Origin of the sequence: Streptomyces luteolus, assembly GCF_029968015.1 — a bacterium.
GTDB lineage: Bacteria > Actinomycetota > Actinomycetes > Streptomycetales > Streptomycetaceae > Streptomyces > Streptomyces luteolus.
Window position 1 is genome coordinate 56,461 of record NZ_JASCIS010000016.1, and the last position, 26,263, is coordinate 82,723.

Here is a 26,263-nt window from a genome sequence, read left to right on the forward strand (position 1 = left end):
ATATTGTCAATAATGTACGGGGAGGGGCTTAACCGCTCCGGGAGGCGGGCTTAAACCCCCCACCCCTACCTTCCGGGCCATGGAGAACCTGCAGAGCCTGCCCAGCCTCGCGGCCCACCTCGGCCTCGACCTCGCCGCCGTGACCGCGCTGACCTTCGGCGTCTTCTATCCACGCCACCGCCGACGCGAGCTGGTGCCCGCGTACCTCGCCCTGAACGTCGCCCTGTTCGCCGTCGTCGCGGCCCTCGCGCGCGGCGGCACGGGCGGCGGCACGGGCGGCGGGCTCGCCCTCGGCTTCGGGCTCTTCGGGGTGCTCTCGATCATCAGGCTGCGCTCCGACACGGTGCAGCACCAGGAAGTCGCCTACTACTTCACGACCCTCGTCCTCGGCCTCCTCTGCGGCCTGCCCGGCCTGGACCTCGGCACGGCCGCCGCGCTCGCCGCCGTACTCCTGCTCGTGATGTACGCGGCCGACCACCCCCGCCTCTACCGCCGCGACCGGCGTGCGCTCGTCACCCTCGACGCCGTGCACCGCGAACCGGACACGCTCCGCGCGGATCTGGCCGACCGCCTCGGTGAACCGCTCGGCTGGACCGTCCGTGAGGTCGACTACGTACGCGACCTCATGGTCGTGGAAGTCCGCTTCCGAGAACCGGAAGTCCGGGAACCCTCGGGCGGCGCCATACGTCCTTCCCGTACGCCCCGCCCCGCACCCCGGACCCGCACGATCGCCCCACGTCCCCCGCAAGAGGAGACCGTGTGAACCCCGCCCTGCGCGCTGTCGGCCGTGCCGCGCTCGCCGCCCATCCGATCCCGCTCGCCGAGGTCCTGGCCCGTGCCGAGCTGCTCGCCCGGTTCGACCACAGCTATCTGGTGCCGGTCGAGGTGTTCGAGGAGTTCGCCGCGCTGCTGACCGATCCGCGACGGCCGAGTGGGCCGTTCCGGGCCCTGTCGATCGGCGGCAAGCGCTGGTTCTCGTACCACTCCGTGTACTACGACACCCCCGCCCTGCGGACCTTCCACGACCACCGGCAGGGGCGGAGGCTTCGGTTCCGGGTGCGGGAGCGGCTCTACCGGGACACCGGGGAGCGGCAGTTCGAGGTCAAGCTCAAGGGGCCGCGCGGCGAGACCGTCAAGCACCGCGAGCGGCTGACCGGCACCGACCACGCCCTCGACGCCGACCGCCACGCCTTCCTCGGCGGAGTGCTGCGGTCCGCTTACGGGATCGAGGCGCCGGACGGCCTGGAGCCGGCGCTCGTCACCGACTACCGCCGGGCCACGTTCGTCGCGGACGGCCAGCGGGTGACCTGTGACGCGGGGCTCGTCGTGCGGGAGGCGGCCGGGCAGGGGCGCAGTGCGCGGGCCGACGCGGGCCTCGTCCTGGTCGAGACGAAGACGCGCGGCCATCTGACCGAGGCGGACCGCCTCCTGCACCGCTTCGGCCTGCGCGCCTCGGAGTTCACGAAGTACACCTGCGGATTCGCCGCGCTGCGGCCGGAGTTGGGGGTGAACCGGTGGACGCGGCCGGTGAATGAGGTTTTCTCTTCCCCACCCCGCCCCTTCCCGAATGTCCTGCCGGACGGGCCTCCTCAAACGCCGGAGGGGCTGAATTTGAGCCCCTCCGGCGATTGAGGAGCGGGGTCTGGGGCGGAGCCCAGTTACGGGAAGGGGCGGGACTGGGGAAAGAAGAGTGTCACCCGGGTCCCACCAGCACCGCCGTCCACCGTGAACCGACCCCCCGCCTCCTCCGCCGTCCGCCGAACGATGTCCAGACCGAGGCCCGTGGACCCGCCTCCGCTCGCCCCGCGTTCCGGTGCCCCATCCCCGAACCCCGGCCCGGCGTCAGCCACTTCGAGCCGCACAAACCCACCACCCCCGACACCGGCCGTGACCCCGAAATCCGTCCCCTGCGGCGTGTGGTCGAGCACATTCCCGATCAGCGCGTCCAACGCCGCCGCGAGATCGTCCTCCGCCACCGGCACCCACAGCTCCGCGTCCCCCGACGCGAGGGTCAGCTCCCGCTCCTGGTCCTCCGCCAACGGCAGCCAGAACGCGGTCCGTTCGCGGGTGACCCGGGCCAGGTCGGCGCGCGCGGGCCGGGTGCGCAGCGGCTTGCGGGCGCGCCGGATCACCTCGTCGACCTGTTGTTCCAGGGACACCACGCCCGCCGCGATCCGCTCGCCCTCCGCCTGGTCGCGCAGCCCCTCCGCGTCCAGGCGGAGCGCGGCCATCGGGGTGCGCAGGCGGTGCGCGAGGTCGGCGGCGTTCTCCCGCTCGGCGATGAGCAGCTCGTCGATACGGGCTGCGAGGTGATTCAACTCGACGCCGACGAGTCGGAGTTCGGGCGGACCCGAGGGTGCGGCTCGGGCCGTCAGGTCGCCGTCGGAGAGCCGCTCCGCGACCCCGGCGAGCCGGCGCGCGGAGCCGACCAGGCGGGCGCCGAGCCGGTCGGCGATCAGCAGGCCGACGAGGACGAGGCCGAGCCCTATCCCGGCGAGGATCAGCCAGGACGCCAGCATGCCCTCGTACAACTGACCCTTGCTCAGCGCCACTTGAACGACCGCCGTGCCCTCGCGCGGCCCCTGCACCGGGACCAGGACGAGGCGGCCGCCGTCCGGTGCCGTGTACGTGAAGGCGCGGCCGCGCCGGGCCAGGCGTACCGCGTCGCTCACGTGGGCGGGCGCGCCGAGGACCCGGCCGTCGGCGAGGATCACGGACGTGGCGGGTCCCGAGGGCGAGTTGGCGCCCTCGACGAACGACTCGGCGGCGCCGGTGCCGAGGACGGCGCCCGCGCCGGAGGCCACGTACTGGGCCCGCGCGGTCGCCTCCGCGGTCGCGCGCTCGGCGGCGTGCGTACGGGTGAGGAGCGCGAGTGGCACGAGCAGTGCGGCCAGGACGAGAGCGGTCGTCGCGGCGGTGAGAACGAGCAGCCAGCGCCGCATCAGCCGTCCGTTCCTTCCGTTCCTTCCGTTCCTTCCGTTCCTTCCGGTGGCGCGAGTTTGACCCCCACCGTGCGGACCGTGTGCAGATAGCGCGGCCGCTGGGCCGTCTCGCCCAACTTCCGCCGCAGCCAGGACAGATGGACGTCGACCGTCTTGTCGGCACCGCCCAGCGGCTGCTGCCACACCTCGGCGAGCAGCTCGCGCCGCGAGACCACCTGACCGGCCCGGCGCGCGAGGTGGGCGAGCAGGTCGAACTCGCGGGGCGTCAGGTCCAGGGCCCGCCCGTCCAGGTCCACTTCGCGCCCGGCGAGGTCCACGCGCAGCCCGCCGACCCGCAGCGGCTCGGCTTCCTCGGGCACGCCCAGGCGCCGCAGCACCGCCTTGATCCGGGCGTCCAGCTGGGCGGCGCCGAAGGGCTTCACGATGTAGTCGTCGGCGCCCGCGTCGAGCAGCGCCACCATGTCGGGCTCGTCGTCGCGGGCCGTGGCCACGATCACCGGTACGTCGCTGACCGCCCGCAGCATCCGCAGCACCTGCGCCCCGTCGACGTCCGGCAGGCCCAGGTCCAGGACGACGAGGTCGGGCCGGTCCGTGACGGCCGCGTCGAGCCCGCTCATCCCGGTGGGCGCGGTCGCCACGGCATGCCCCTTGTCGCGCAGGGCACGCACCAGGGCGCCGCGCAGCTGCGGATCGTCCTCGATGACCAGGAGATGGGGCATGTGGCCACGTTAGGACGGCAGTTCGGGCCGCGAGCAAGGGGGTACGAGGGGCTGCGCCCCGGCCGCGGCGGTTCCTTGGGCGGGCTTTAACCGGGCGTTAGGAAACGGTGGGGGAGGCTGGTCCCGCACGGCTTCTCGTGGACCCGTACGGATTCTCACGGACCCGTACGGATTCTCACGGACCCGTACGGATTCTCACGGACCCGTACGGCTTCTCATGGACAGGGGTGGATGACGGGTGAAGGGGCGGAGCGCCGCGGTGACCGCGGCCTGGGTGGCGGTCGCGGCCGTGGCGGGCGGCCTTGCCGCCTGGACCCTCGCGGGCTTCGACGGGGCGGCGGGCGACCGGGGCAGGCCCCTGGACGACGCGGCGGTCCGCCGAGCCCTCGCCGCCCGCCCGTCGACACCCACGACACCCACGACACCCGCGACGCCCGCCTCCCCGGACCCGTCGACGAGCCGGGAACCGGCCTCCTCCCCCGAGCCCACCGGCAGCGCCACGCCCCCGCCCCGCCGCTCCACCCTCCGCTTCACCGGCGGCACCGCCACCGCCGAGTGCCGCCCGGACGGCACGGTCTACCTGACCTCGTGGAGCCCGGCCGACGGCTACCACGTCGAGGAGTACGCCCGCGGCCCCGCGCGCTCCGCCCGCCTGGAACTGGAGCCGAGCGCGGAGGACGCTGACGACGTCGAGTACGAGATCTCCTGCGGGCCCACCGGCAAGGCGGCGGTGTCCCGGGCCCCGGAGGACGACGACTGAGTACGAGGACTGAGTACGACGACTGAGTACGACGACTGACGAGCGACCGCCGCCCGCGCGGCTCGACAACCTGTCGGGCCGACCCCGTACGCACCGAACACGACGCCGATGGTCCGTCCGCATCCCGGACATTTACTCTCGGCGCATGACCCCTCATGTCACCCCTCAGGCCGATCCCGCGAAGGGCGCCGCCGTCAAGGCCGCCGACCGCGCGCACGTGTTCCACTCCTGGTCGGCGCAGGAGCTGATCGACCCGCTCGCCGTCGCCGGCGCGGAGGGTTCGTATTTCTGGGACTACGAAGGCAACCGCTACCTCGACTTCACCAGCGGCCTCGTCTACACCAACATCGGCTACCAGCACCCCAAGGTCGTCGCCGCGGTGCAGGAGCAGGCCGGGCGGATGACGACGTTCGCGCCCGCCTTCGCCGTCGACGTGCGCTCCGAGGCCGCACGCCTCATCGCGCAGCGCACGCCCGGCGACCTCGACAAGATCTTCTTCACCAACGGTGGTGCCGAGGCGGTCGAGAACGCCGTCCGCATGGCCCGGCTGCACACCGGCCGCCCGAAGATCATGAGCGCCTACCGCTCGTACCACGGCGCCACCTCCGCCGCGATCAACCTGACCGGCGACCCGCGCCGCTGGGGCTCCGACAACGGTACGGCCGGTGTCGTGCACTTCTGGGCGCCGTTCCTGTACCGCTCGCCGTTCTACGCCGAGACCGAGGCGGAGGAGTGCGCGCGGGCGCTGCAGCACCTGGAAGACACCATCGCGTTCGAGAACCCGAACTCGATCGCCGCGATCGTCCTGGAGACGGTCCCGGGCACGGCCGGCATCATGACCCCGCCGCCGGGCTACCTCGCGGGCGTCCGCGAGATCTGCGACCGGTACGGCATCGTCTTCGTCCTCGACGAGGTCATGGCGGGCTTCGGCCGTACGGGCGCCTGGTTCGCGGCCGACCACTACGACGTGGTGCCGGACCTGCTGACCTTCGCCAAGGGCGTCAACTCGGGCTATGTCCCGCTCGGCGGCGTCGCGATCTCCTCGGCCATCGCGGAGACCTTCGCGCGCAAGCCGTACCCCGGCGGTCTCACGTACTCCGGTCACCCGCTGGCCTGCGCGGCGGCGGTCGCGACCCTGGAGGTCATGGAGGAGGAGCGGATCGTCGAGCACGCGGCCCGCGTCGGCGAGGACGTCCTCGGCCCCGGCCTGCGCGAACTGGCCGAGCGGCACCCGTCGGTGGGCGAGGTCCGCGGCCTCGGCGTCTTCTGGGCCCTCGACCTGGTACGCAACCGGGAGACCCGCGAGCCGCTGGTCCCGTACAACGCGACGGGCGAGGCGAACGCCCCGATGGCGGCGTTCGCGGCGGCCTGCAAGAGGAGCGGCCTGTGGCCCTTCGTCAACATGAACCGCACGCATGCGGTACCGGCGTGCAATGTGACGGAGGCCGAGGCCAAGGAGGGCTTGTCGATCCTGGACGAGGCGCTTTCCGTCGCCGACGAGCACGTGGTGGCCTAGCGGATCGGCCGTCTGCGGCGCCGTAAGGGCCTTTTCCCCTCCCCGCCCCTTCCCGAAAGTCCTGCCGGACGGGCCTCCTCAATCTCCCCCAGCTACCGCTGGGAGGTGCCCCCAGAGGGGCTCAAATTGAGCCCCTCCGGCGATTGAGGAGCGGGGGTCCCGGGGGCTGGCCCCCGAAGCTCCGCAGGCTTTCGGGAAGGGGCGGGGAGGGGATAAAAGGGCCCGCTCAGCTGAAGACGATCATCGACCCCTGCCCCAGACTCCGCGTCGCCGCCGCGTGCAACCCGAGCCACACATGCCGCTCCCGCGCGAACGGATCATCCCCGCAAGCAACCGGAGCCGCACGCTCCGCCAGCTCCGTCGGGGCCGGGGGCGGTGCCGGAGCCGGGGGCGGGTTGGCCGGGTCGAGGCCGATCGACGGGGCCACGAACTCCAGCTCACGCAGCAGCGCCTGCACCGACCCCAACGGCCCACCCCCCGCGAGAAGTTCCTCGTCGGCGAGCGGCGCCGCGAAGTCCACCGGCACGTACGCCCCCGCGTGGTCGTAGTGCCACACCAGGTGCGACTCCTTGGCCGTGGCCTCGAACATCTCCAGGAGCTGTTCGTAGTCCCCGCCCAGCTCGTCCACCGGCGTGACCTCAAGGCCGCACAGCTTCAGCAGATACGCCCGGCGCAGGAAATGCAGCGCGTCGTAGTCGAAACCGGCGACCGGCGCCACGTCCCCGGAGAGCCCCGGCATGTACGCGAAGACCGGCACCGGCGGCAGCCCGGCCTCGCCGAGCGCCTTGTCGTAGAGGGCGAGTTCCTCCGCGAACGGATTGTCGGGGCTGTGGCACAGCACATCGACGAGGGGGACGAGCCACAGGTCACAGGCCAAGGGAGAACTCCTCGGGTCGGCGTACGTGCTGGCAGGGTAGTGCTCACCCCCGTACGGCACTCACCCCCGTACGGCGGGGTTCTCTGCGTTCTGCCCATCCAGGTCCCACACCCACACCCCGTCCACCAACTCCCCGTCCTTCCCCAGGAGTTGCCGCACCGTGGCCCGCAGCGCCGCCGCACCCGGCTGCGGCGCGAGCACGAGGGCGCCCGCGTTCCAGTACGCCAGGTCCTGCGCGGCCTGCCGGCGCCACGCCTCACCGAGCCGCGGCGCGCGGCCCGAGTAGCGGACGTCGCGCAGCAGGTTCGCGGTGTGCCGGGGCGCCGCGCCGTAGATGCCGATGCGCTCCTCGCCCCAGGGCCCGTTGAAGTAGCCGCCGGGCAGCTTGAAGCCGAGGCCGGCGGCGGTCTGCCAGTGCAGGCCCTCGGCGTTGCCGGGGTCGGGCAGCGGCACGGGGACGAGGGTCTCGCCGCGCGCGGTGTCGACGTACCGCCGCCAGGTGCCGTCGGTGATGAACGGCGGTACGGCGACCCGCTCGACCGTGGTCAGCGGCATCGGCACGATCGGCACGAGCGCGGCGGCGACGGCGGCGAGGCCTAGGGCCCGTCTTCCCGATCTTTGCGGATCAGGCCGCGGCGTCATGGGGGTCCCCCCTGCTCTGGGGGCACCTCCCGGCCGAAGGCTGGGGGAGGAGCCGAGAGCTTGGGGGAGCGTGCTCTCGGCGTGCGCCCGGATCGCCCTCGTACCGGACGTACTTGGGTGATTCGGGCGTGCGGCGAGTGGGGGTCCCCCCGGCCGAAGGCTGGGGGAGCGTGCCTGGGGGCACCTCCCGGCCGAAGGCTGGGGGAGTCGTGGACCCGCGAAGATCGGGGAGACGGGCCCTAGCGCGCGCCGCGACGGTCGGGCGACGGCCAGGCGGTCCACGGCGAGCGCGACGAGCATGCCGAGCGCGGGCGCGCACACCATCGCGACCCTCGACTCGATGACCGACTCGAAGAGCGGCGCGTGCGCGAGCGGCCGCCAGGGCCCCGGCAGCACGACCTCCGTGAACGGAATCCGGAACTCCGGCCCGAGTGACAGGAACGCCGCCGCGAGCGCCGTGAAAGCGAGCGCCCGCACGGCCGCCCGGTGCCACAGTCCGAGGGTGATCGCCACGGCCAGGGTGACCAGCGGCCAGCCGTAGAAGGCGTTCTGCTCGGTGATGTTGAGGGCGAGCGGCTCGGCGGCCTCGCGGCTCCCGGCGAGCGAGCGCTCGGCGAAGGAGAGCAGCGCCAGCGGACTGTTGCCCGCGCCCTCGCCGTGCAGCACCGAGTGGTAGCTCTGCGGCCCGAAGAACTGCCAGTACAGCGGGTACGCGACGATCGGCAGCGCCACCCCCGCGCCGATCGCGAGCCCCTTGCCGAGCGGCCGCCACGCCGCCCGCGCCACGTCCCGCCGCAGCACCGCGTAGGCCACGGCGAACAGCAGCATCCCGATCACGGCGAGCAGCAGCGGCTCCTCGCCGAGGAAGATCTGGTACGCGGCGAACAGGCCGAGCACGACCCCGTCCCGTACGACCCGCGCACCCGGCACACACAGCCTGAGCGCCCGGTCGACGATCAGCGGGATCATGAACAGGACGACGAAGTTGGGGTGCGCGTTGGCGTGGCTGACCATCGGCGGCGCGAACGCGGCGAGCAGCCCTCCGACGACCGCCGCGACCCGCCCGGTGCCGAGCCACTTCCGGATCAGCCAGTACCAGGCGAGCCCCGTCGCGGCGAGGCCGAACGTCATCACGAGCGCGAGCGAGAGGGCGGCCCCGAAGGCGGCGGTGACCGGCGCGAGGGGCACGGACAGGCCGAGCATCACGGTGTTGGCCATCAGGTTCACGCCGTCGGGGAACCCCTGGAGATCCGTGAAGAGCGGGTTCCGGAGGTGGAGCACGTTGTCGGCCGTGACGGCGAAGAACCACTCCCACTGGTTCTGGTCCTGCAGCGAGTCCGGCAGATAGCGGCTCGACGGGTCGGGCCAGCGGCCCTGGTGCAGGAGGAACGAGGCGAGCAGGAAGAAGCCGAGGACGGCGAGCCGCAGGGGAGGGGTGGCCCGCGCCTTCATCACCACCAGCTCGCCGAGGACCCGCGGATAGTCGAGCGGGCGGACCTTCGAGCCCTCCTGGTGCGCCCAGCGCACCGGCACTTCCGCGATCCCCAGACCCCGCCCGCGCAGGTACCGCAGCACCTCGACGTCGATGGCCCAGCCGTCGGTGCGTGCGGCGGCGAACGCGGCGCGGGCGTGCGCGCCGTCGAACAGCTTGAAGCCGCACTGGGTGTCGCGGATGCCGGGCACCGCGACCGCGCGTATCAGGAAGTTCCCGCCCCGGCCGAGCAGTTCACGCAGCCGGCTCTGGTGCGTCTCGATGGTCGAGCCGGGCCGGGCCCGGGAGCCGACGGCGGCCGCGCAGTCCTCCCCGAGCTCCTTCTCCAGGTGCTCCAACTCGTCGACGGGCGTGGCCAGATCGGCGTCCGTGACCAGGACGAGCCGCCCGCGTGTGTGCGCCACGCCCTGGCGCAGCGCGTACCCCTTGCCGCGGTTGCGGTCGTACGCGACGACCTGGATGCGGGCGTCGGCGGCGGCCGCCTCCTCGGCGATCGCGCGCGTGCGGTCGCCGGACCCGTCGTCGACGACGACGATCTCCCAGCTCTCCCACGGCCCGTCCGCGAGATACCGCCGCACGGCGTCGAGGCTGGGCCGAAGGCGCAGCTCCTCGTTGTACGCGGGCACGACGACGGACAGTTCGGTCGTCGCTGACGTCACGGGGGCCACGGTCACTGTGCGAGGTTCTCGACCAGCGCGAGGGAGTGCTCGTTGTACGCGGCCACCAGCGCGTACGCGGCCCCCGCGTCCTGCCGCGCCACCGCCTCGACCAGCTCGATGTGGCCCCGCCACAGCTTGCCGCGCAGATCGGGTGCGCGGCGCAGACGCGACACGGCGAACACCCAGGACTGCACGCGCAGCCGGTGCAGGAAGTCGCTGAGGTACGGATTGCCGAAGAGCGCGCCGAGCTCGCGCCAGAACCGCAGGTCGTAGCCGATCAGCACGTTCAGGTCCCCGGCGGTGGCGGCGCGCTGCGCCTCCTCGGCGCGGCGGCGCACGGAGGCGAGGTCGAGGCGGATGCCGTCGGTGCCGCGCTCGGCCATGCCCCGGAAGATCGCCTCGGCGACGATGCCGCGGGCCTCGACCATGCCGCGGTAGTCCCCGAGCGTGAACTCGTGCACCTTGAATCCGCGGTGCTGCACGGAGTCGAGCAGCCCCTGAGCGGACAGGTCGACGAGCGCCTCGCGGACGGGGGTGGCGGAGACGCCGTACTGGTCGGCGATCTCCTTGACGCTGAACTCCTGACCGGGCGCGAGCCGCCCGGCCAGGACCTCGTCGCGCAGGGCGTCGGCGATCTGCTGGCGCAGGGTGCTGCGGGTGACCGCGGTGCCGCGCATGGTCGTGGCTGTCCCTCTCGAAGGCTCCGGCTGCCTGCCGTCATCGGAGCTGGTCACGATACGCGCCCGGCCTAGTGCCCCACCGAGCCGCGTCGACCGGGCCCTGGGGCCTCCTCGACGGCCTCGGCGACCAGGACCGCGTGCTCAAGGAGGGCCCGTACGTGCTCACCGGCGGCCCGGTAGTACACGTGGGTGCCGACCCGGCGGGAGGTGACGAGTCCGGCGGTACGCAGCCGCGCCAGGTGCTGGGAGACGGCGGCGACCTGGGCCCCGGCCAGCTCGGCCAACTGCCCGACGGCTCGCTCACCCTGAGTCAGTTCCCACAGCACCGTGAACCGGGTCGAATCGGCCACGGCCTTCAGCACGACCACCGCGGCGTCCCGCCGAGCCGAGGTTTGTTGCACATCCACGCAAGCAGCGTACGTGCGTACGTGCTTCGGGTTGGGTTTCGGCTCCTCCGGCGGATAAATCAGCCCCTCCGGTGTTCCTCTCAGCCCCTCCGGCGTTTGAGGAGCGGGGGTCCGGGGGCGGAGCCCCCGCAGCCGACGGCAGTCTTTCGGGAAGGGGCGGGGAGGGGAAAAAAAATCAGCCGGTCCGGCGCTTGAGGACGAGCCCGAAGGGCGATGGGGGTCCGGGGCGGAGCCCCGGTCAGCGCGCGTCCGGCGGCCGCTGCCGGGGCATGTTCGGCCGAGCCGCACCAGGCGGCAGCGGAAACCGCCCCACCGGCGCCCCCTCCGGCCGAGCCCCGACGGGCACCGACGACTGCAGCCCCAACGGCGCCGGCCCGGCCCGGAACTCCACCATCCAGTCCGCGGTCTCCGACCGCACCAGCTCCGTGACGTCCTCGGAGAACCTCCGCAGCACCCCGAGACACCGCTCCGCCGCCTCGCTCGCCGTGCCCTCGGTGGGCCCGAGCACCTCGCGCACGCTCTCCGACGCCCAGTCGAACTGCAGCACCTGGAGCCGCCGCTGCACCGCCTGCGCCGTGGCCATGTCCCTTATCCAGCCGGAGGTGAGCCCGAAGTACCGGTCGCAGGCCACGCAGGCCACCGCGAGCAGCAGAGCCAGATACCCCCAGGGCGCCACCCCCTCGACCGTGGACGTCACGTCGAGCAGCGGCAGTGCCGCCCCGGCCACCGCGCCGAGCGCCGCCCCGAGCCGCAGCAGCCGCGCGCCCCGCCGCTTCCAGGTGCGGTCGGCCAGGTACCAGGCGGCGGTGTGCAGCGCGCCCGCCTCCACCCAGCGGTACAGCTCGTCCAGGCGCTCCGCCGGCTCACCCCAGTCGCCGAGCGGGAACGCCCGCCCGGTGAGATCGTCCGCGCCCCGCACCCCGCCCGCCCGTTCCCCGCGGCGCTCCGTACGCCCGTCCGTACGGCGGTCCGTACGGCGGTCCGTACGGCCGTCCGTACGGGGGTCCGCACCTTCGCCCGGCCCGTGCGCACCGCCGCCCCGTGGCACCTCGGGCTGCATATCCGGCTGGCTCACCCGGCACTCCCTCGACTCCTGCGGCCTGCGGTACGTACCGCCCCTGCCGGGACGGGTGTGGCTGATGTGCAGGACCCTTACTACCTCCCAATGGGTGGCCGTGAGCCCTTTTTCATAGGATTTACGACCGGAAGTGGGCCTTGATCAGGTATAGGGCCCCGGTCCGCGGTCCCGCGCCTCACTCGAAAGAGTGCTGGGGCGATCCGCCCCTTGAACACGTAGGCTCGTGCCAGGCGGAAAAAACCCGCCGTGTACGCCCGTACGGACGTAACCCCCGACCAGTCGAGAGCCAGGAGCTGATCGTGATTCCCGGTGGTGGCCAGCCCAATATGCAGCAGCTGCTGCAGCAGGCCCAGAAGATGCAGCAGGACCTCGCCAAGGCGCAGGAGGAGCTGGCGCAGACCGAGGTCGACGGGCAGGCGGGCGGCGGCCTGGTGAAGGCCACCGTCAACGGCTCGGGCGAGCTGCGCGGCCTGGTCATCGACCCGAAGGCGGTGGACCCTCAGGACACGGAGACGCTGGCCGACCTGATCCTCGCCGCGGTGCAGGCGGCCAACGAGAACGCGCAGGCGCTGCAGCAGCAGAAGCTCGGCCCGCTGGCCCAGGGCCTCGGCGGCGGCGGCATCCCCGGCCTGCCGTTCTAGCGGCGGCCCCGGGTCCGTCACGGAAGGGTGACGCCGGGATCTCCTCTATCTGAGGTCCCGGTCCACCAACTACCGTACGTACCAAGGCAGAACAGCAGCCGGAACAGCAGCGGGAACAGAAGCCAGAACAGCAGCCAGAGCAGAAGCCAGAACAGAACAGAAGCACCAGGAAGGCAGTCCGTTGTACGAAGGCGTGGTCCAGGACCTCATCGACGAATTGGGCAGGCTGCCCGGCGTCGGTCCCAAGAGCGCGCAGCGGATCGCCTTCCACATCCTGCAGGCGGAGCCGACCGATGTGCGCCGCCTCGCGCACGCCCTCCTGGAAGTGAAGGAGAAGGTCCGCTTCTGCAGCGTCTGCGGGAACGTGGCGCAGGAGGAGCAGTGCGCCGTCTGCCGCGACCAGCGGCGCGACCCGGCGATCGTCTGTGTCGTCGAGGAGCCCAAGGACGTCGTGGCGATCGAGCGCACCCGCGAGTTCCGCGGCCGCTATCACGTCCTGGGCGGGGCGATCAGCCCCATCGAGGGCGTCGGCCCGGACGACCTGCGGATCAGGGAACTCCTCGCCCGGCTCGCCGACGGCACCGTCACCGAGCTGATCCTGGCCACGGACCCCAACCTGGAGGGCGAGGCCACGGCGACGTACCTCGCCCGCATGATCAAGCCGATGGGCCTGAAGGTCACCCGACTGGCCAGCGGCCTTCCCGTCGGCGGAGACCTTGAGTACGCGGACGAGGTCACCCTGGGCCGCGCCTTCGAAGGGAGACGACTGCTCGATGTCTGACGCCACGCAGGTCAAGAACGGTACGCCGGGGCGCGGGCCGGCAGACGGTGCTCCGACGCCGCCCGACCCGGCCGATTTCGCGGTGCAGATCGCCGATCAGGTCGAGAGCTTCATCCTCACGGTGACGGAGGTCGCCAAGGGCGACGAGCCGGACTCCGCCATTCCGTACCTCCTCCTGGAGGTCTCCCAGCTCCTCCTCGCCGGCGGCCGCCTCGGCGCCCACGAGGACATCGTCCCGGACGAACGGTACGAACCGGATCTGGGACCGGAGCAGGCCGTCGACGAAGCGGACGAGCTCCGCGAGCGCCTCGCCGCCCTCCTCGACCCGGTCGACGTCTACTCCGAGGTCTTCGACCCGTACGAGCCCCGCAAGGCCCCGGTGGCCTGCCGTATCTCGGACGACCTCGCGGACGTCGTCACGGACCTGCGCCACGGCCTCGCCCACTACCGCGCGGGCCGCACGGTCGAGGCGCTGTGGTGGTGGCAGTTCTCGTACTTCTCCAACTGGGGCTCCACGGTCTCCGCCTCCCTGCGCGCCCTGCAGTCCCTGGTCGCCCACGTCCGCCTGGACCAGCCGCTGCAGGAGTTGGACGGCCTGGACACCGACCAGGACCTCGGCGAGGAGGACGAGCTGGCCGAGGAGGCCGGCAAGGTCATGGCCGAGGAGATCGCGGGCCCGCTGGGGCTGCGTCAGGGGCGCTGACCGGTGCACGGGCGGATGGCCGGAACACGCACCCCGGGCACCCGCCCCGCTGTGACCCGCCCCACTTTCCGGAGTGTCCCGGAGCTCAGCGGGCATGTGCCGTTCTGGAGCGGCCGGGTGACAGGGGCCCTGGTGATCACTTCGTGAGCGGGACATCTCACGATGCGATACATGCGGGGCGATAACCGGCCGCTCGTTAAACTGAGCCGACCGCACCAAGAATTGAGCGAGGAGCGCACGTGAGCCTTGTCGTGCAGAAGTACGGAGGCTCCTCCGTAGCCGATGCCGAAGGCATCAAGCGGGTCGCCAAGCGCATCGTCGAGGCCAAGAAGAAGGGCAACCAGGTTGTTGCCGTGGTCTCCGCGATGGGTGACTCGACGGACGAGCTGATCGATCTCGCCGAGCAGGTATCGCCGATCCCTGCCGGGCGTGAGCTCGACATGCTGTTGACCGCCGGGGAGCGGATCTCCATGGCCCTGCTGGCGATGGCGATCAAAAACCTGGGCCACGAGGCCCAGTCCTTCACCGGTAGCCAGGCGGGTGTCATCACCGACTCGGTTCACAACAAAGCGCGCATCATCGATGTCACGCCGGGCCGGATCCGCACCTCCGTCGACGAGGGCAACATCGCCATCGTCGCCGGCTTCCAGGGCGTGAGCCAGGACAACAAGGACATCACCACGCTCGGTCGCGGTGGCAGTGACACCACGGCGGTGGCCCTCGCGGCCGCCCTCGACGCCGACGTGTGCGAGATCTACACCGACGTCGACGGCGTCTTCACCGCCGACCCGCGGGTCGTCAAGAAGGCCCGCAAGATGGACTGGATCTCCTTCGAGGACATGCTGGAGCTGGCCGCTTCCGGTTCGAAGGTGCTCCTCCACCGCTGCGTGGAGTACGCCCGTCGCTACAACATCCCGATCCACGTACGGTCGTCCTTCTCGGGGCTGCCGGGTACGTGGGTCAGTAACGAACGACCGCAGCAATCTGCACAGTCTGCACAGGGAGCCGAGCAGGTGGAGCACGCACTCATTTCCGGAGTCGCCCACGACGTCTCCGAGGCCAAGGTCACCGTCGTCGGCGTCCCGGACAAGCCCGGCGAGGCCGCGTCGATCTTCCGCGCCGTCGCGGACGCCGAGATCAACATCGACATGGTCGTGCAGAACGTCTCGGCGGCCTCCACGGGCCTGACCGACATCTCGTTCACGCTGCCGAAGGCCGAGGGCAAGAAGGCCACGGCCGCCCTGGAGAAGATCAAGCCGTCGGTGGGGTACGACTCCCTGCGCTACGACGACCAGATCGCCAAGATCTCCCTGGTCGGCGCCGGTATGAAGACCAACCCGGGCGTCACCGCGCAGTTCTTCGAGGCGCTCAGCGACGCGGGCGTGAACATCGAGCTCATCTCGACCTCCGAGATCCGCATCTCGGTCGTCACCCGCGCCGACGACGTCAAGGAGGCCGTGCAGGCCGTGCACACCTCCTTCGGCCTCGACAGCGACTCCGAAGAGGCCGTGGTCTACGGAGGCACCGGCCGCTGATGACCCCTGCGCCGACGGCCCCGGACGCCCACGCCCGACCCACACTCGCGGTCGTCGGGGCGACCGGGGCCGTCGGCACGGTCATGCTCTCGATCCTGTCCCAGCACGCCGACATCTGGGGCGAGATCCGACTCGTCGCCTCCCCGCGCTCGGCCGGCCGCAAGCTGACCGTGCGCGGCGAGGAGGTCGAGGTCGTCGCGCTCACCGAAGAGGCCTTCGAGGGCGTCGACATCGCGATGTTCGACGTACCCGACGAGGTCTCCGCCCAGTGGGCGCCGATCGCCGCCGCCAAGGGCGCGGTGGTCGTGGACAACTCGGCCGCCTTCCGGATGGACCCGGACGTCCCCCTCGTCGTCCCCGAGGTCAATCCGCACGCCGCCCGGGTCCGCCCGCGCGGCATCGTCGCCAACCCGAACTGCACGACGCTCTCCATGATCGTCGCGATGGGCGCGCTGCACGCCGAGTTCGGCCTCCGTGAGCTCGTGGTCTCCTCGTACCAGGCGGTGAGCGGGGCCGGGCTCGCCGGAGTGGACGTGCTGCGCGAGCAGTTGGAACTGGTCGCCGGCTCCGATCTCGGGACCAAGCCGGGCGATGTGCGCCGTGCCGTCGGCGAGAACACCGGGCCCTTCCGCGAACCGATCGCGCTCAACGTCATCCCCTGGGCGGGTTCGCTGCAGGACGACGGCTGGTCGTCCGAGGAGCTCAAGGTCCGGAACGAGTCCCGGAAGATCCTGGGTCTTCCCGATCTGCGGGTGAGTGTCACCTGTGTCCGCGTACCGGTCGTCACGACCCATTCGCTGACCGTCCACGCCCGCTTCGAGAACGAGGTGACCGTGGACCGCGCCCACGAGATCCTCTCCACGGCGCCCGGCGTGGTGCTCTTCGACAACCCCGCGGCCGGTGAATTCCCCACCCCCGCGGACGTGGTGGGCACCGACCCCACCTGGGTCGGCCGCGTACGCCGCGCCCTCGACGACCCGGCCGCGCTCGAACTCTTCGTCTGCGGCGACAACCTGCGCAAGGGCGCCGCGTTGAACACGGCACAGATCGCGGAGCTCGTGGCGGCTGAACTGTCGTAATTCGCCCTCTTTTGCGGGTTGTTGGTCCGGAACTTCAGGGGAAACCCGGGCGATTTTCTATGTGAGATCTGTGTAAGTTGTGTGTCCAACTTGCTGGTCCAGGCCACTTGAGCTGGACCACTGCCCCGTACGACGATTCGCTCCCCACTCTCCGCGCGATGCGCAGGATTCCCGCATGGTTTCCTGCAACCGCGGTCGGCCGGGGAGCGTCTTTGCGGTCGGCCTTCCAAAGGCATCGCACTGAAACGGGGCACATCGGGGCGTAGGGGAAGAGCTGGTACGCATGACGGCATGGGGTGCATCGCCACACACGCGGTTCGCGGCGCCGGTGGCGCCCGCGGCAAACATCCGGCGCGAGGCGTACAACCCTGACGGGGGGAAGCGTGTCCAACAAGCGTGGCAGAGGTACTCGAATTCCCCATGGCCCGCGGCGCAGCCGTGCGGCCGCAGCGCGGCGGCATGCCGGTGATCGCCCCCATGCCCGCGACGCGGCACACCCGCATGCCCGGCCAGCGCGAGGGCGCTGACGAAGCCATGGCCTCCGGCACCACCGTCGACCACCTCACCGAGACCTACCGCGCGCACTACCGCTCGCTGCTCGGCCTCGCGGCACTGCTCCTCGACGACACCGCGTCCTGCGAGGACGTCGTCCAGGAGGCCTTCATCCGCGTGCACTCCGCGCGCAAGCGGGTCCGCGACCCGGAGAAGACGCTGGCCTACCTGCGCCAGACCGTCGTCAACCTCTCCCGCTCCGCCCTGCGCCGCCGCATCCTCGGCCTCAAGCTGCTCTCGAAGCCGATGCCGGACATGGCGAGCGCGGAGGAGGGGGCGTACGACCAGCTGGAGCGCGACGCCCTGATCAAGGCGATGCGCGGCCTCCAGCGCCGCCAGCGCGAGGTCCTGGTGCTGCGGTACTTCGCGGACATGACCGAGGCTCAGGTCGCCGAGACGCTCGGCATCTCGCTCGGCTCGGTCAAGGCGTACGGATCGCGCGGCATAGCGGCCCTGCGCGTCGCCATGGAGGCGCCGGCATGAGCGAGTACGACCCGCACGACGAGCGGCGCGATGACGGCCGCCCGGGAGATCAGTCCGGCAGCCGGTCCGGCGACCGGTCCGGCGACCGGTCCGCCGGCTCGTCCGACGGCCGGGAGTCCCGGTACGACGACCGGCTCGGCCGCAACAGCGGCAACGCAGCTCAGTACGAACAGCACGGCGGGAACGAACCGGTGAACAACGGCCCCAGCACCCACGGCGACGAGGGCGAGCACGAGAGCCCTGCGGACAGTGCGGCCGGCCTGGACGCCGACGAACTCCTGGTCCGCAACCTCCTCCAGGACGCCGTCCAGGAACTCGAACCCTCCGACCAAGCCCTCGACCACCTGCGCCGAGCCGTGCCCGCCCGCCGGGCCCGCAAGCGTCAGGCCGTCGTGGGCATGGCCGCCGCGGCGCTGTTCATCGGCACCGCGGTCCCCGCCCTCGTCCACGTCACCGGCTCGCCGAGCGCCGACGACGACCATCCCTCGGCCGTCGGCCACAGCTCCCAGGTTCCCGGCGGCAACGGCTCCGCCCGGGTCACCGGCGGGAGCGAGCAGGGCGGCGACCAGCCCTCCGGCAAGGACGACGAGGGCGCCAAGGGCAAGGACGACGAGGGCGGCAAGGGCAAGGGCAAGGGCGGCACCGAGCCCGGCGAGGGCTCGACGGCCGGCGCCGACCCGAAGGCCACCGAAGCCATCACCGCCACCACCTGCGACGCCGCCCAGCTGGGCAGCGCCACCGCGACCGCCGAGCCCCCGGACGCCGAGGGCAAGGTCTACGGCACGTTCCGCGTCGCCAACACCTCCGACGCCGAGTGCACGGTCGGCGGTGCGGGCAGCGTCGTCTTCGCCGCCCAGGGCGCGGCCGACCCCGCGAAGATCAACGTCGTGGACCACGCCGCCGGTGACGCGGCGACCCGCCTCCCGGACCCGGCCACCAACCCGACCTCGGTCGTCCTCAAGCCGGGCACGGCCTACGAGGTCCGCTTCGCCTGGGTACCCTCCGAGAGCTGCCCCGGCCCGGGCGCCTCCCCGGACCCGACACCCACGGGCGACGGCGCCAGCGGCGGTACGGAGCAGAGCGGCATGGACCCCCAACTCGGCGCCGAGGAAGGCCCGTCCGACGGCACGGTCTCGGTCACCCACACCGCGGAGCCGGGTGCGCCCAGCGCGGCAACCACCCTCGCGGGCTGCGCCGGCACGATCTACCGAACGGGCGTACTGACGGCTTCTTGAGGTCGGTACGGCTTCTTGAGGTCGGTACGGGATTCCAGCCTCGGCCCGTCTCAGGCCTTGGCCTTCTCCCCGGAGGCGGTCCCGGTGCCGGAGGCAGATCCGGCCTCTGCAGCGCTTTCGTCCGCGCCTACGTCGTCCAGGCCGTGCGCGCCTACGTCGTCGCCCTCGTCTTTCGTTTCGCCCGAGCCTGCGCCTGCGCCTGCGCCTGCGTCCGCGCCCGCGCCTTCCGTTTCGTCCGCGCCTACGTCCGCGCCCTCGCTTCCGTTTCGTCCGCGCCTTCGCTCTTCACTTCGCCCCCGGCCTCACTCCTCACCTCGTCCGTGGACGACGACCCGCTCGTCTCGTCGTCCCTCGGTACGAGGCCCAGCTCGGCGTCCTTCGCGAACTCCACCTCGCGCCGGAACAGCCGGAACCACATGAACAGCACGAACCCCGCGAAGATGAACCATTCCCCGGTGTAACCCAGGTTCTGGAACGCCTTCAGGTCGAGCCCGCTGCCCTGCGGCGCCAGCGGCGGTACGGGCGTCATCCCGTCCGCTGCCCGGTCGACGGTGACCCAGGCGTCGTACACCTCGTACGGCACCAGGTTCACCAGCGACGCGGCGCTGATCATGCCCAGCTGACCCTCGGGCAGGCCGCCCTCCTTGTGCACTCCGTCGGTGCCGGAGTTCTCCGAGGCCTGCAGCGCGCCCGTCACCGTGACCTCGCCGGAAGGCAGCTCCGGCGCCTTCGCCTTGCCGGCCTCACCGGGCATCCACCCGCGCACCACGGGCAGCGCCTTGCCCCCGTCCGTACGCAGCAGCCCCAGGACGTAGTATCCCCGCTTGCCGTCCAACTGCCGCTCCGGAACCAGCAGTTGACGGTCCCAGCGGCCGGTCGCGGTGGCCCGCTCGCCGGAGGTCTCCTTGTCGACGGGCAGCAGCTCGGTCAGCGGCCGCGCCGCCCCTTCGCCCGCCTCGTCGCTGCGCTTCTCGGCCGCCTGATGGCTCTCCACACGGTCCTCGAACCGCCCGAGCTGCCAGGACCCCATGAACACGCAGAAGGGGATGGCCAGCACCAGGAAGAGGTTGATCCCCCACCATCGCGGAGTCAGCAGAAACCGATACACGCCTACCACCGTACGGTGCCCCACTCCGCCCCCGGGCTCAGGGTGCCGGGTAGAACTTCCCGGCTGCCCGGCCGCCCGCCCGTACCCGGGGCCAACCGCCCCGGCAGCCCTCAGCCTCACGCTCTGTAAGGGCTCACCCCCAAGTGCCGGGTGGCGAAGTCCAGCTCCAGGCGGACCTGCTTGATCCGCTCCTCCACGACCAGCGAACCGTGCCCCGCGTCGTAGCGGTACACCTCGTGCACCGCATCCCTCGCCGCCAGCCGGTCCACATAGTTCTCGACCTGGCGGATCGGGCACCGCGGATCGTTCACGCCCGCCGAGATGTACAGCGGCGCACGCACCCGGTCCACGTACGTCAGCGGCGACGAGGCCTCGTAGCGCTCCGGGACCTCCTCCGGCGTACCGCCGAGCAGCGTGCGGTCCATCGACTTCAGCGCCTCCATCTCGTCGTTGTACGCCGTGACGTAGTCCGCGACGGGCACCGCCGAGAGGCCAAGCGACCAGGACTCGGGCTGGGTGCCGAGCCCGAGGAGCGTCAGATAGCCGCCCCACGACCCCCCGGAGAGCACCAGCTTCGCCGGGTCGGCGAGGCCGGAGGAGACGGCCCACTTCCGGACGGCCTCGATGTCCTCCAGCTCGATGAGCCCGACGCGGTGCTTCAGCGCGTCCGTCCACTCCCTGCCGTATCCCGTGGAGCCGCGGTAGTTGACCCGCACGACCGCGTACCCGTGGTCCACCCAGGCCGCCGGGCCCGCCGCGAACGCGTCATTGTCGTGCCAGGTGGGGCCGCCGTGGACCTCGAAGACCGTCGGGAACGGGCCCTCGCCGACGGGCCGTTGCACGAGCGCGTGCACCCGCCCGCCCGGGCTCTCCACCCACACGTCCTCGACCGGCACCGAACTCGGAGCCTTCATGCCGGGCGGATCGAGGACGACCGCACCCGTCGTCGACCGCACCTGCGGCGGCTCGGCCGCGGAGGACCACAGGTACTCCACCGTGCCGTCCGGCCGCGCCGTCGCCCCCGAGACCGAGCCCTTCGGCGTCTCCACCTCGATCAGCTCACGCTCCGCCAGGTCGAACCGGAACAACTCGCTACGGGCCTCGAAGCTGTGCACGACGAGCAGCGCCGAGCCGTCCGGATACCACTCCGCGCCCACGTCACCCGGCAGCTCCAAGGCCAGGTCGAGCTCCTCGCCGGTGGCGACGTCCCAGATCATCGGCTCCCAGCGCCCGCGCCGCTGATGTCCGACGAGCAGGCGGCTGTCCCCCTCGACCGGCGCGAAGCCGAGCACCTCCAGGCCCAGCTCCTCCGTGCCGCCCTTCGAGTCGTCGAGCTCGGCCACCGTGCCGCCGTCGAGCCGGACCACGCGCAGCGCGGCGTGCATGGCGTCGCCGTGCTCGGTGTGCTCGACGGCGATCAGCGTGCCGTCGTACGACAGGTCGCCGACGCCCGCCGACTCGCGGTGGCGATAGATCTCGACGGGCTTCTCGCCCGCCCGCGCGACGTGGATCGTGGAGCCGTCCTCGTCCGTGGAGCGGCCCACGACCGCGGTTCTGCCGTCCCTGCCGATGGCTAGGCCCGCCGGATAGGAGGCTTCGAGGCCCGGAGCGGCCGGCTCGTCCGCTCCTACGGCATCCGCGCCCCCGTCCTGCTCCCTCTGTGCCGCGCCGCCCGCGAAGGGCTGACGCATCCACACGCCGAACTCGTCCCCGTCCGTGTCCGAGAACCACCAGATCCACTGGCCGTCCGGGCTCAGGGCGCCGTCCGTCGTGCCGTTCGGCCGGTCCGTCACCTGGCGTTGCTCGCCGGTCGCGCGGTCCCAGGCGTACAGCTCGAATGTCCCCGTCGCGTTCGACACGAACAGCGAGCGGTCCGGTGCGTCCTCCGCCCACTCGGGCAACGACACACGTGGCGCCCTGAAGCGCTTCTCCCAGTCCGGCCAGTTCGGCATCTCCGCAGTCATGGCCCCATACTGCCTGGCCCGACCGACATCCTGCCGTCGCGGCCCTCAGCCTGTGGATAACTCCGACGGGACACCTCCGCCGCCTGTGGATAACTCTCCGCGGCCGACCGGGATTGTCAGTGCGGCGATGCAGACTCGCGGCATGACTTCACACACGACCTCATCCACGCCGCCCTCGTACGACATCACGCCCGCCGCGCTCTCGTACGACCTCATGCCCGCCGCGCTCTCGTACGACCTCACGCCCGTGCCTCCGAGCCGTGGCGTGGGCGCGGGGCGCGGGGCGCAGGGCGCAGGGCGCGGGAAAGCCAGGGGCCCGACCCGGGATCCGGGTCAGGCCCCTGACGTGATCGTTCGCGACGACTGTGGTTCGGGGCGGCGGCCTCTCAGCGGTTGCCCTGGCGGCGTGCCTGGCTCTTCTGCTGCATCCCCCGCGTCTTGGCCGAGATCGACTGCACCTCGGGATGCGTGCTCTTCGACCGCGCCTGCTGAGCGGAAATCTTCGAGTGCTGGGGATCCTTCGGACTGTTCTGGCCGTGGACGTTCTTGGGCATGGTCCCCTCTCCTCCTCGCGTCGGAGCGCCATACGCATTCCACTGTCCACCCGACCGTCCCCGTCGGCATCTCGACCTTGCCCGAATCCACTCAGAGACCGCTCTGAACTGCACAAATGCCAAATCGCACCCGAAGATCCAGCCCGGCGACCGACCGCCACAGACCCCAGCACGAAAGACTCGGAGCCGTGACTGACAAACCCTTCCTGTACGTCGTCGTCTGCGCGGCCGGAGTCGCCGCCGACACCGGCATGTTGATCACCGCAGCCCAGGAGCGGCAGTGGGAGGTGGGCGTGATCGCCACCCCGCAGGGCCTCGGCTTCCTCGACGTCGAGGCCGTGGCGGAGCAGACCGGCTACCCGATCCGTTCGGCATGGCGGGCCCCGGGCGACCCCCGGCCGCTCCCCGACCCGGATGCGATCGCGGTAGCCCCGGCCACGTTCAACACCGTCAACAAATGGGCGGCGGGAATAGCCGACACCCTGGCCGTGGCCACCCTGTGCGAGGCGTACGGCAGCGGCGTCCCCACGGCCGTACTGCCCAGTGTGAGCGCGCAGTTGGCGGCGCATCCCGCGTACGGAGCGAGTCTGGAGCGGCTGCGCGACATGGGCGTGGCGATCGCCGACAGCAGACCGTCACCGGGCACGGACGACTTCCCCTGGGAGCGCGTGCTCGATCTCCTGCCGGACGCGGACGGGAGGAGAGGCCGGGGGCGCAAGGACGAGTAACCCCCACGTCCGCGACCGGATCCTGACCCAGCCAGATCCTGGCCAACGGCCGCACCGGACCGAGAGGACCCGCCCGAGAGGACCCGCCCGAGAGGACCCGCCCAACAGGACCCGGCCAAGAGCACCCGGCCAAGAGGGCCCGGCCCGAGCGGGCTCGCTCCTCCGTTCGCCTCCACCAGCCGGGTGGCTTACGGACGGATCGAAAGCACCGTCGGCGTCGCTGTCGCCCGGCCACCGCCCGCGCTGTTGATCATGACCCGGTGAATCTCCGACACCGTTACTCCTCCGGCCGGACCGCCAGGACGTACGCCGCCGTGGCTGTCACCGCCGGCGCGGCCCTCTCGTCACTGCTGCTGCCCCCGACATCCGCGTCGGCCACCGCCGACGCCGCGCCCCCGCCTTCGCCGACCTCTGCCCGCGAGGCCGCGACGGACGCGTACCTGCAAGGCATCAAGGACAAGCCGAGGCTGCTGAACGACTTCTTCCGGAAGCTCCCGAAGGGAGGTGAGCTGCACAACCATCTGTCGGGCGCGGTCTCGACCGAGTACCTGGTCGAGCTGGCCGCGGAGGACGGCCTGTGCGTGGACACCCGGACCATGACGGCCGTCCCGCCGCCCTGCGCCGCGGGCACCCGCCCGGCCAAGGACGCCCGCACCGACCGTGACTTCCATGACGCGCTCGTCCGCGCCTGGTCCATGCAGGACTTCCCGCAGGACGGCAACGGCCACGACCACTTCTTCGACACGTTCGGGAAGTTCGGCGAGGTGACGGGGCGGAACCGCGGAAAGCTGCTCGCCGAAGTGGCGGACGACGCGGCCGAGCAGCGGCAGTTCTACCTGGAGACCATGGTCACGCCGGCCTCGGATGGTGCGAAGCGCCTCGCCGCAGCCGTCGGTTGGGACGCGAACCTCGCCGACCTGCACCGCAAGCTCGTCGCCGGCGGACGCCTCGACCAGCTCGTCACGGAGGCGGGCAAGGAGGCCGACGCCGCCGACACCGAGTTCCGTACGGCTGCCCGCTGTGGCACCCCAAAGGCACGGCCGGGGTGTCGGCTGCCCGTGCGCTGGATCTCGCAGGTCTCGCGAGGCAGCGCACCCGAGCGTGTGTTCACCCAACTCGCCCTCGGCATGCGCCTGGCCGAGCGTGACAGCCGGTTCGTCGCCGTGAACCTGGTCCAGCCCGAGGACGGCGAGCGCGCGCTGCGCGACTACAGCCTGCAGATGCGCATGGTCCAGTACCTTCGCGGTGTCTACCCGCGGGCCCATGTCACCCTGCACGCGGGCGAGTTGTGGCCCGGCCTGGTCAAGCCGGAGGACCTGAAGTTCCACATCAAGGAAGCGGTAGGTGTCGCGAGCGCCGAACGCGTCGGCCACGGCGTCGATCTCGTCCACGAGGACGACTGGCGGCGCACGGCCCGCACCATGGCGCAGCGCGAGGTCGCGGTCGAGGTGCCGTTCACCAGCAACGCGCAGATCCTCGGCGTACGCGGCGCCGACCACCCCTTCGAGACGTACCGCCGCCACGGCGTGCCCGTCGTCCTCGCCACGGACGACCCGGGCATCAGCCGTATCGACATCAGCCATGAGTACAGGTACGCGGCCGAGACGTACGACCTGTCGTATCCGCAGCTCAAGGACCTGGCGCGGGCCTCGCTCGAGTACGCCTTCCTGCCCGGCCGCAGCCTGTGGCGGGGCAACCCGACGCGCGACGGCCACCACTTCACCACCGCCTGCGCCGACAGCGTCCCCGGCCTGGTGCCACCCACCCCGGCCTGCCGAAACCTGCTCGCGACCAGCGCGAAGGCGGAGGTCCAGTGGCGCCAGGAGGCAGCCCTGTACCGCTTCGAACGCGCCTACCGCCCCGGCCGCCCCTGGACGGGCTCACGCGCGTAACCCCACCCCCCTCGCGGCGGATGGCGGCCCGGAAACGGGCGCCATCCGCCGAGTGCGTGGGGCGCCATCCGCCGAGTGCGTGGGGCGCCATCCGCCGAGTCCGTGGACGTCTGCCGACGCAGCTACCTCAGATCGTCGCCGCGTCGATCACGAAGCGGTAGCGCACGTCCGAGTTCAGGACCCGCTCGTACGCCTCGTTGATCTGGCCGGCCTCGATCAGTTCGATCTCCGCGCCGATGCCGCGCTCGGCGCAGAAGTCGAGCATCTCCTGGGTCTCGGCGATGCCGCCGATCATGGAGCCGGCGAGTACCTTGTTGCCGCCGATGAGGGAGAACAGGTTGAGCCCGATCGGCTCCTCCGGGGCGCCGACGTTCACCAGCGCGCCGCCCGTCTTCAGCAGCCCCAGGTACGCACCGAAGTCCAGCGGCGCGGAGACCGTGGAGAGAATCACGTCGAAGCTGCCGCCCAGCTCCTCGAAGGTGGCCGGGTCGCTCGTCGCGTAATAGTGGTCGGCGCCCAGCTTCAGGCCGTCGTCCTTCTTGCGCAGCGACTGCGACAGGACGGTGACCTCCGCGCCGAGCGCGTGCGCGATCTTGACGCCCATGTGGCCGAGGCCGCCGAGCCCGACGATCGCGACCTTCTTGCCGGGGCCCGCGCCCCAGTGCTTCAGCGGGGAGTACGTGGTGATGCCGGCGCAGAGCAGCGGCGCGGCCACGTCGAGCGCGAGGGCGTCGGGGATGCCGACGACGAAGCCCTCGGTGACGACGACCTTCTGCGAGTAGCCGCCGTAGGTGGGCTCGCCGTCCTTGCCGACGCCGTTGTACGTCTGGATGTTCCCCTCGACGCAGTGCTGCTCCTGCCCGGACCGGCAGGGCTCGCACTCGCCGCAGGAGTCGACCATGCAGCCGACGCCGACGCGGTCGCCGACCTTGAACTTGGTGACACCCGCACCGACGGCCTCCACGACACCGGCGATCTCGTGTCCCGGCACCATCGGGAAGATGGCCTCGCCCCAGCCCTCACGGGCCTGGTGGATGTCGGAGTGGCAGATTCCGGCGAACTTGATGTCGATCAGTACGTCGTGCTCGCCGACGGCACGGCGCTCGATGGTGGTGCGCTCCAGCGGTGCCTTGGCGCTGGGAGCGGCGTATGCGGCAACAGTCGTGGTCATGGCCTCAAGACTGCTCCCGCCCCACCCCGTTCACCAAGGAATCCGCAGGTCACCGCTTTGCGTAC

The 26,263-nt window shown here is 71.6% G+C and carries 24 protein-coding genes; 13 read left to right on the top strand and 11 right to left on the bottom strand.

All coding sequences use genetic code 11. The annotated features are described in order from the left end of the window. Positions 1 to 79 precede the first annotated feature (79 nt). Together QIT00_RS17645 and QIT00_RS17650 are read left to right on the top strand one after the other, a co-directional pair. Positions 80 to 763 carry a DUF4956 domain-containing protein gene (locus tag QIT00_RS17645; protein ID WP_282536240.1) on the top strand — a complete coding sequence of 228 codons (684 nt, stop codon included), beginning with the start codon at positions 80 to 82 and terminating at the stop codon, positions 761 to 763. Beyond that, a complete protein-coding gene (locus tag QIT00_RS17650; protein WP_282536241.1) occupies positions 760 to 1,632 on the top strand; it encodes a VTC domain-containing protein in 873 nt (290 codons plus the stop codon). Before QIT00_RS17645 ends, QIT00_RS17650 begins: the two co-directional genes overlap by 4 nt. A 26-nt stretch (positions 1,633 to 1,658) precedes the next feature. Here QIT00_RS17650 and QIT00_RS17655 read toward each other — a convergent pair whose 3' ends face one another. Then, complete coding sequence (locus QIT00_RS17655) at positions 1,659 to 2,942, bottom strand: sensor histidine kinase (RefSeq protein WP_282536242.1); 1,284 nt, start codon at positions 2,940 to 2,942, stop codon at positions 1,659 to 1,661. Next, positions 2,942 to 3,661, bottom strand: a complete 720-nt coding sequence (locus QIT00_RS17660) for a response regulator transcription factor (RefSeq protein ID WP_282536243.1) — start codon at positions 3,659 to 3,661, stop codon at positions 2,942 to 2,944. The genes QIT00_RS17655 and QIT00_RS17660 overlap by 1 nt, the downstream gene beginning before the upstream one ends. 259 nt (positions 3,662 to 3,920) lie before the next feature. On the opposite strand from QIT00_RS17660, the gene QIT00_RS17665 reads away from it, so the two are divergent. Then, the gene (locus QIT00_RS17665; RefSeq protein ID WP_282536244.1) at positions 3,921 to 4,421 is read left to right on the top strand and encodes a hypothetical protein; all 501 of its coding nucleotides are present in this window, start codon (positions 3,921 to 3,923) and stop codon (positions 4,419 to 4,421) included. A 145-nt stretch (positions 4,422 to 4,566) separates the two neighbouring features. Continuing rightward, complete coding sequence (locus QIT00_RS17670; protein WP_282536245.1) at positions 4,567 to 5,937, top strand: aspartate aminotransferase family protein; 1,371 nt, start codon at positions 4,567 to 4,569, stop codon at positions 5,935 to 5,937. Between the two features lie 226 nt (positions 5,938 to 6,163). Here the strand turns inward: QIT00_RS17670 and QIT00_RS17675 are convergent, their stop codons facing one another. From QIT00_RS17675 to QIT00_RS17695, 5 genes are all read right to left on the bottom strand, one after another. After that, positions 6,164 to 6,814 carry a hypothetical protein gene (locus QIT00_RS17675; RefSeq protein ID WP_282536246.1) on the bottom strand — a complete coding sequence of 217 codons (651 nt, stop codon included), beginning with the start codon at positions 6,812 to 6,814 and terminating at the stop codon, positions 6,164 to 6,166. A 60-nt stretch (positions 6,815 to 6,874) separates the two neighbouring features. Continuing rightward, positions 6,875 to 9,616: a glycosyltransferase gene (locus QIT00_RS17680; RefSeq protein WP_408909794.1), complete on the bottom strand. Its 2,742-nt coding sequence runs from the start codon at positions 9,614 to 9,616 to the stop codon at positions 6,875 to 6,877. A 2-nt stretch (positions 9,617 to 9,618) separates the two neighbouring features. After that, positions 9,619 to 10,284 carry a GntR family transcriptional regulator gene (locus tag QIT00_RS17685; RefSeq protein WP_282536248.1) on the bottom strand — a complete coding sequence of 222 codons (666 nt, stop codon included), beginning with the start codon at positions 10,282 to 10,284 and terminating at the stop codon, positions 9,619 to 9,621. Positions 10,285 to 10,355: 71 nt separating this feature from the next. Continuing rightward, on the bottom strand, positions 10,356 to 10,694 hold the full coding sequence (locus tag QIT00_RS17690; RefSeq protein WP_282536249.1) for an ArsR/SmtB family transcription factor: 339 nt from the start codon (positions 10,692 to 10,694) through the stop codon (positions 10,356 to 10,358). A gap of 238 nt (positions 10,695 to 10,932) precedes the next feature. Continuing rightward, complete coding sequence (locus QIT00_RS17695) at positions 10,933 to 11,769, bottom strand: SLATT domain-containing protein (protein ID WP_282536250.1); 837 nt, start codon at positions 11,767 to 11,769, stop codon at positions 10,933 to 10,935. Between the two features lie 302 nt (positions 11,770 to 12,071). Here QIT00_RS17695 and QIT00_RS17700 point away from each other — a divergent pair, with 302 nt between their 5' ends. From QIT00_RS17700 to QIT00_RS17730, 7 genes are all read left to right on the top strand, one after another. After that, positions 12,072 to 12,413, top strand: a complete 342-nt coding sequence (locus QIT00_RS17700) for a YbaB/EbfC family nucleoid-associated protein (protein WP_282536251.1) — start codon at positions 12,072 to 12,074, stop codon at positions 12,411 to 12,413. A gap of 181 nt (positions 12,414 to 12,594) precedes the next feature. Next, positions 12,595 to 13,194 (top strand): recombination mediator RecR, encoded by a 600-nt coding sequence (recR, locus tag QIT00_RS17705; protein ID WP_282536252.1) that lies wholly within the window; start codon positions 12,595 to 12,597, stop codon positions 13,192 to 13,194. Continuing rightward, a complete protein-coding gene (locus QIT00_RS17710; protein WP_282536253.1) occupies positions 13,187 to 13,897 on the top strand; it encodes a DUF5063 domain-containing protein in 711 nt (236 codons plus the stop codon). Before recR ends, QIT00_RS17710 begins: the two co-directional genes overlap by 8 nt. A gap of 239 nt (positions 13,898 to 14,136) precedes the next feature. After that, positions 14,137 to 15,432: an aspartate kinase gene (locus QIT00_RS17715; RefSeq protein ID WP_282536254.1), complete on the top strand. Its 1,296-nt coding sequence runs from the start codon at positions 14,137 to 14,139 to the stop codon at positions 15,430 to 15,432. After that, positions 15,432 to 16,511, top strand: coding sequence for an aspartate-semialdehyde dehydrogenase (locus tag QIT00_RS17720; RefSeq protein ID WP_282536255.1), 1,080 nt, complete (start codon positions 15,432 to 15,434; stop codon positions 16,509 to 16,511). The genes QIT00_RS17715 and QIT00_RS17720 overlap by 1 nt, the downstream gene beginning before the upstream one ends. Before the next feature lie 420 nt (positions 16,512 to 16,931). Next, positions 16,932 to 17,546 (top strand): SigE family RNA polymerase sigma factor, encoded by a 615-nt coding sequence (locus QIT00_RS17725; protein ID WP_282536335.1) that lies wholly within the window; start codon positions 16,932 to 16,934, stop codon positions 17,544 to 17,546. Next, on the top strand, positions 17,543 to 18,781 hold the full coding sequence (locus tag QIT00_RS17730; protein WP_282536256.1) for a hypothetical protein: 1,239 nt from the start codon (positions 17,543 to 17,545) through the stop codon (positions 18,779 to 18,781). Before QIT00_RS17725 ends, QIT00_RS17730 begins: the two co-directional genes overlap by 4 nt. Positions 18,782 to 19,022: 241 nt before the next feature. Here QIT00_RS17730 and QIT00_RS17735 read toward each other — a convergent pair whose 3' ends face one another. The 3 genes from QIT00_RS17735 to QIT00_RS17745 form a co-directional block, all read right to left on the bottom strand. Next, positions 19,023 to 19,889, bottom strand: a complete 867-nt coding sequence (locus QIT00_RS17735; RefSeq protein ID WP_282536257.1) for an SURF1 family protein — start codon at positions 19,887 to 19,889, stop codon at positions 19,023 to 19,025. Positions 19,890 to 20,005: 116 nt separating this feature from the next. Next, positions 20,006 to 21,853, bottom strand: coding sequence for a S9 family peptidase (locus tag QIT00_RS17740; protein ID WP_282536258.1), 1,848 nt, complete (start codon positions 21,851 to 21,853; stop codon positions 20,006 to 20,008). A gap of 386 nt (positions 21,854 to 22,239) precedes the next feature. Then, positions 22,240 to 22,407, bottom strand: a complete 168-nt coding sequence (locus QIT00_RS17745; protein ID WP_282536259.1) for a hypothetical protein — start codon at positions 22,405 to 22,407, stop codon at positions 22,240 to 22,242. 188 nt (positions 22,408 to 22,595) lie between these two features. On the opposite strand from QIT00_RS17745, the gene QIT00_RS17750 reads away from it, so the two are divergent. Together QIT00_RS17750 and QIT00_RS17755 are read left to right on the top strand one after the other, a co-directional pair. Further along, the gene (locus QIT00_RS17750; RefSeq protein ID WP_282536260.1) at positions 22,596 to 23,135 is read left to right on the top strand and encodes a flavoprotein; all 540 of its coding nucleotides are present in this window, start codon (positions 22,596 to 22,598) and stop codon (positions 23,133 to 23,135) included. Positions 23,136 to 23,395: 260 nt separating this feature from the next. Continuing rightward, positions 23,396 to 25,027 (top strand): adenosine deaminase family protein, encoded by a 1,632-nt coding sequence (locus tag QIT00_RS17755; protein ID WP_408909792.1) that lies wholly within the window; start codon positions 23,396 to 23,398, stop codon positions 25,025 to 25,027. Between the two features lie 127 nt (positions 25,028 to 25,154). Here QIT00_RS17755 and QIT00_RS17760 read toward each other — a convergent pair whose 3' ends face one another. Beyond that, entirely contained in the window at positions 25,155 to 26,198 is a 1,044-nt protein-coding gene (locus tag QIT00_RS17760; RefSeq protein WP_282536261.1) for an NAD(P)-dependent alcohol dehydrogenase, read from the bottom strand. Positions 26,199 to 26,263 lie beyond the last annotated feature (65 nt).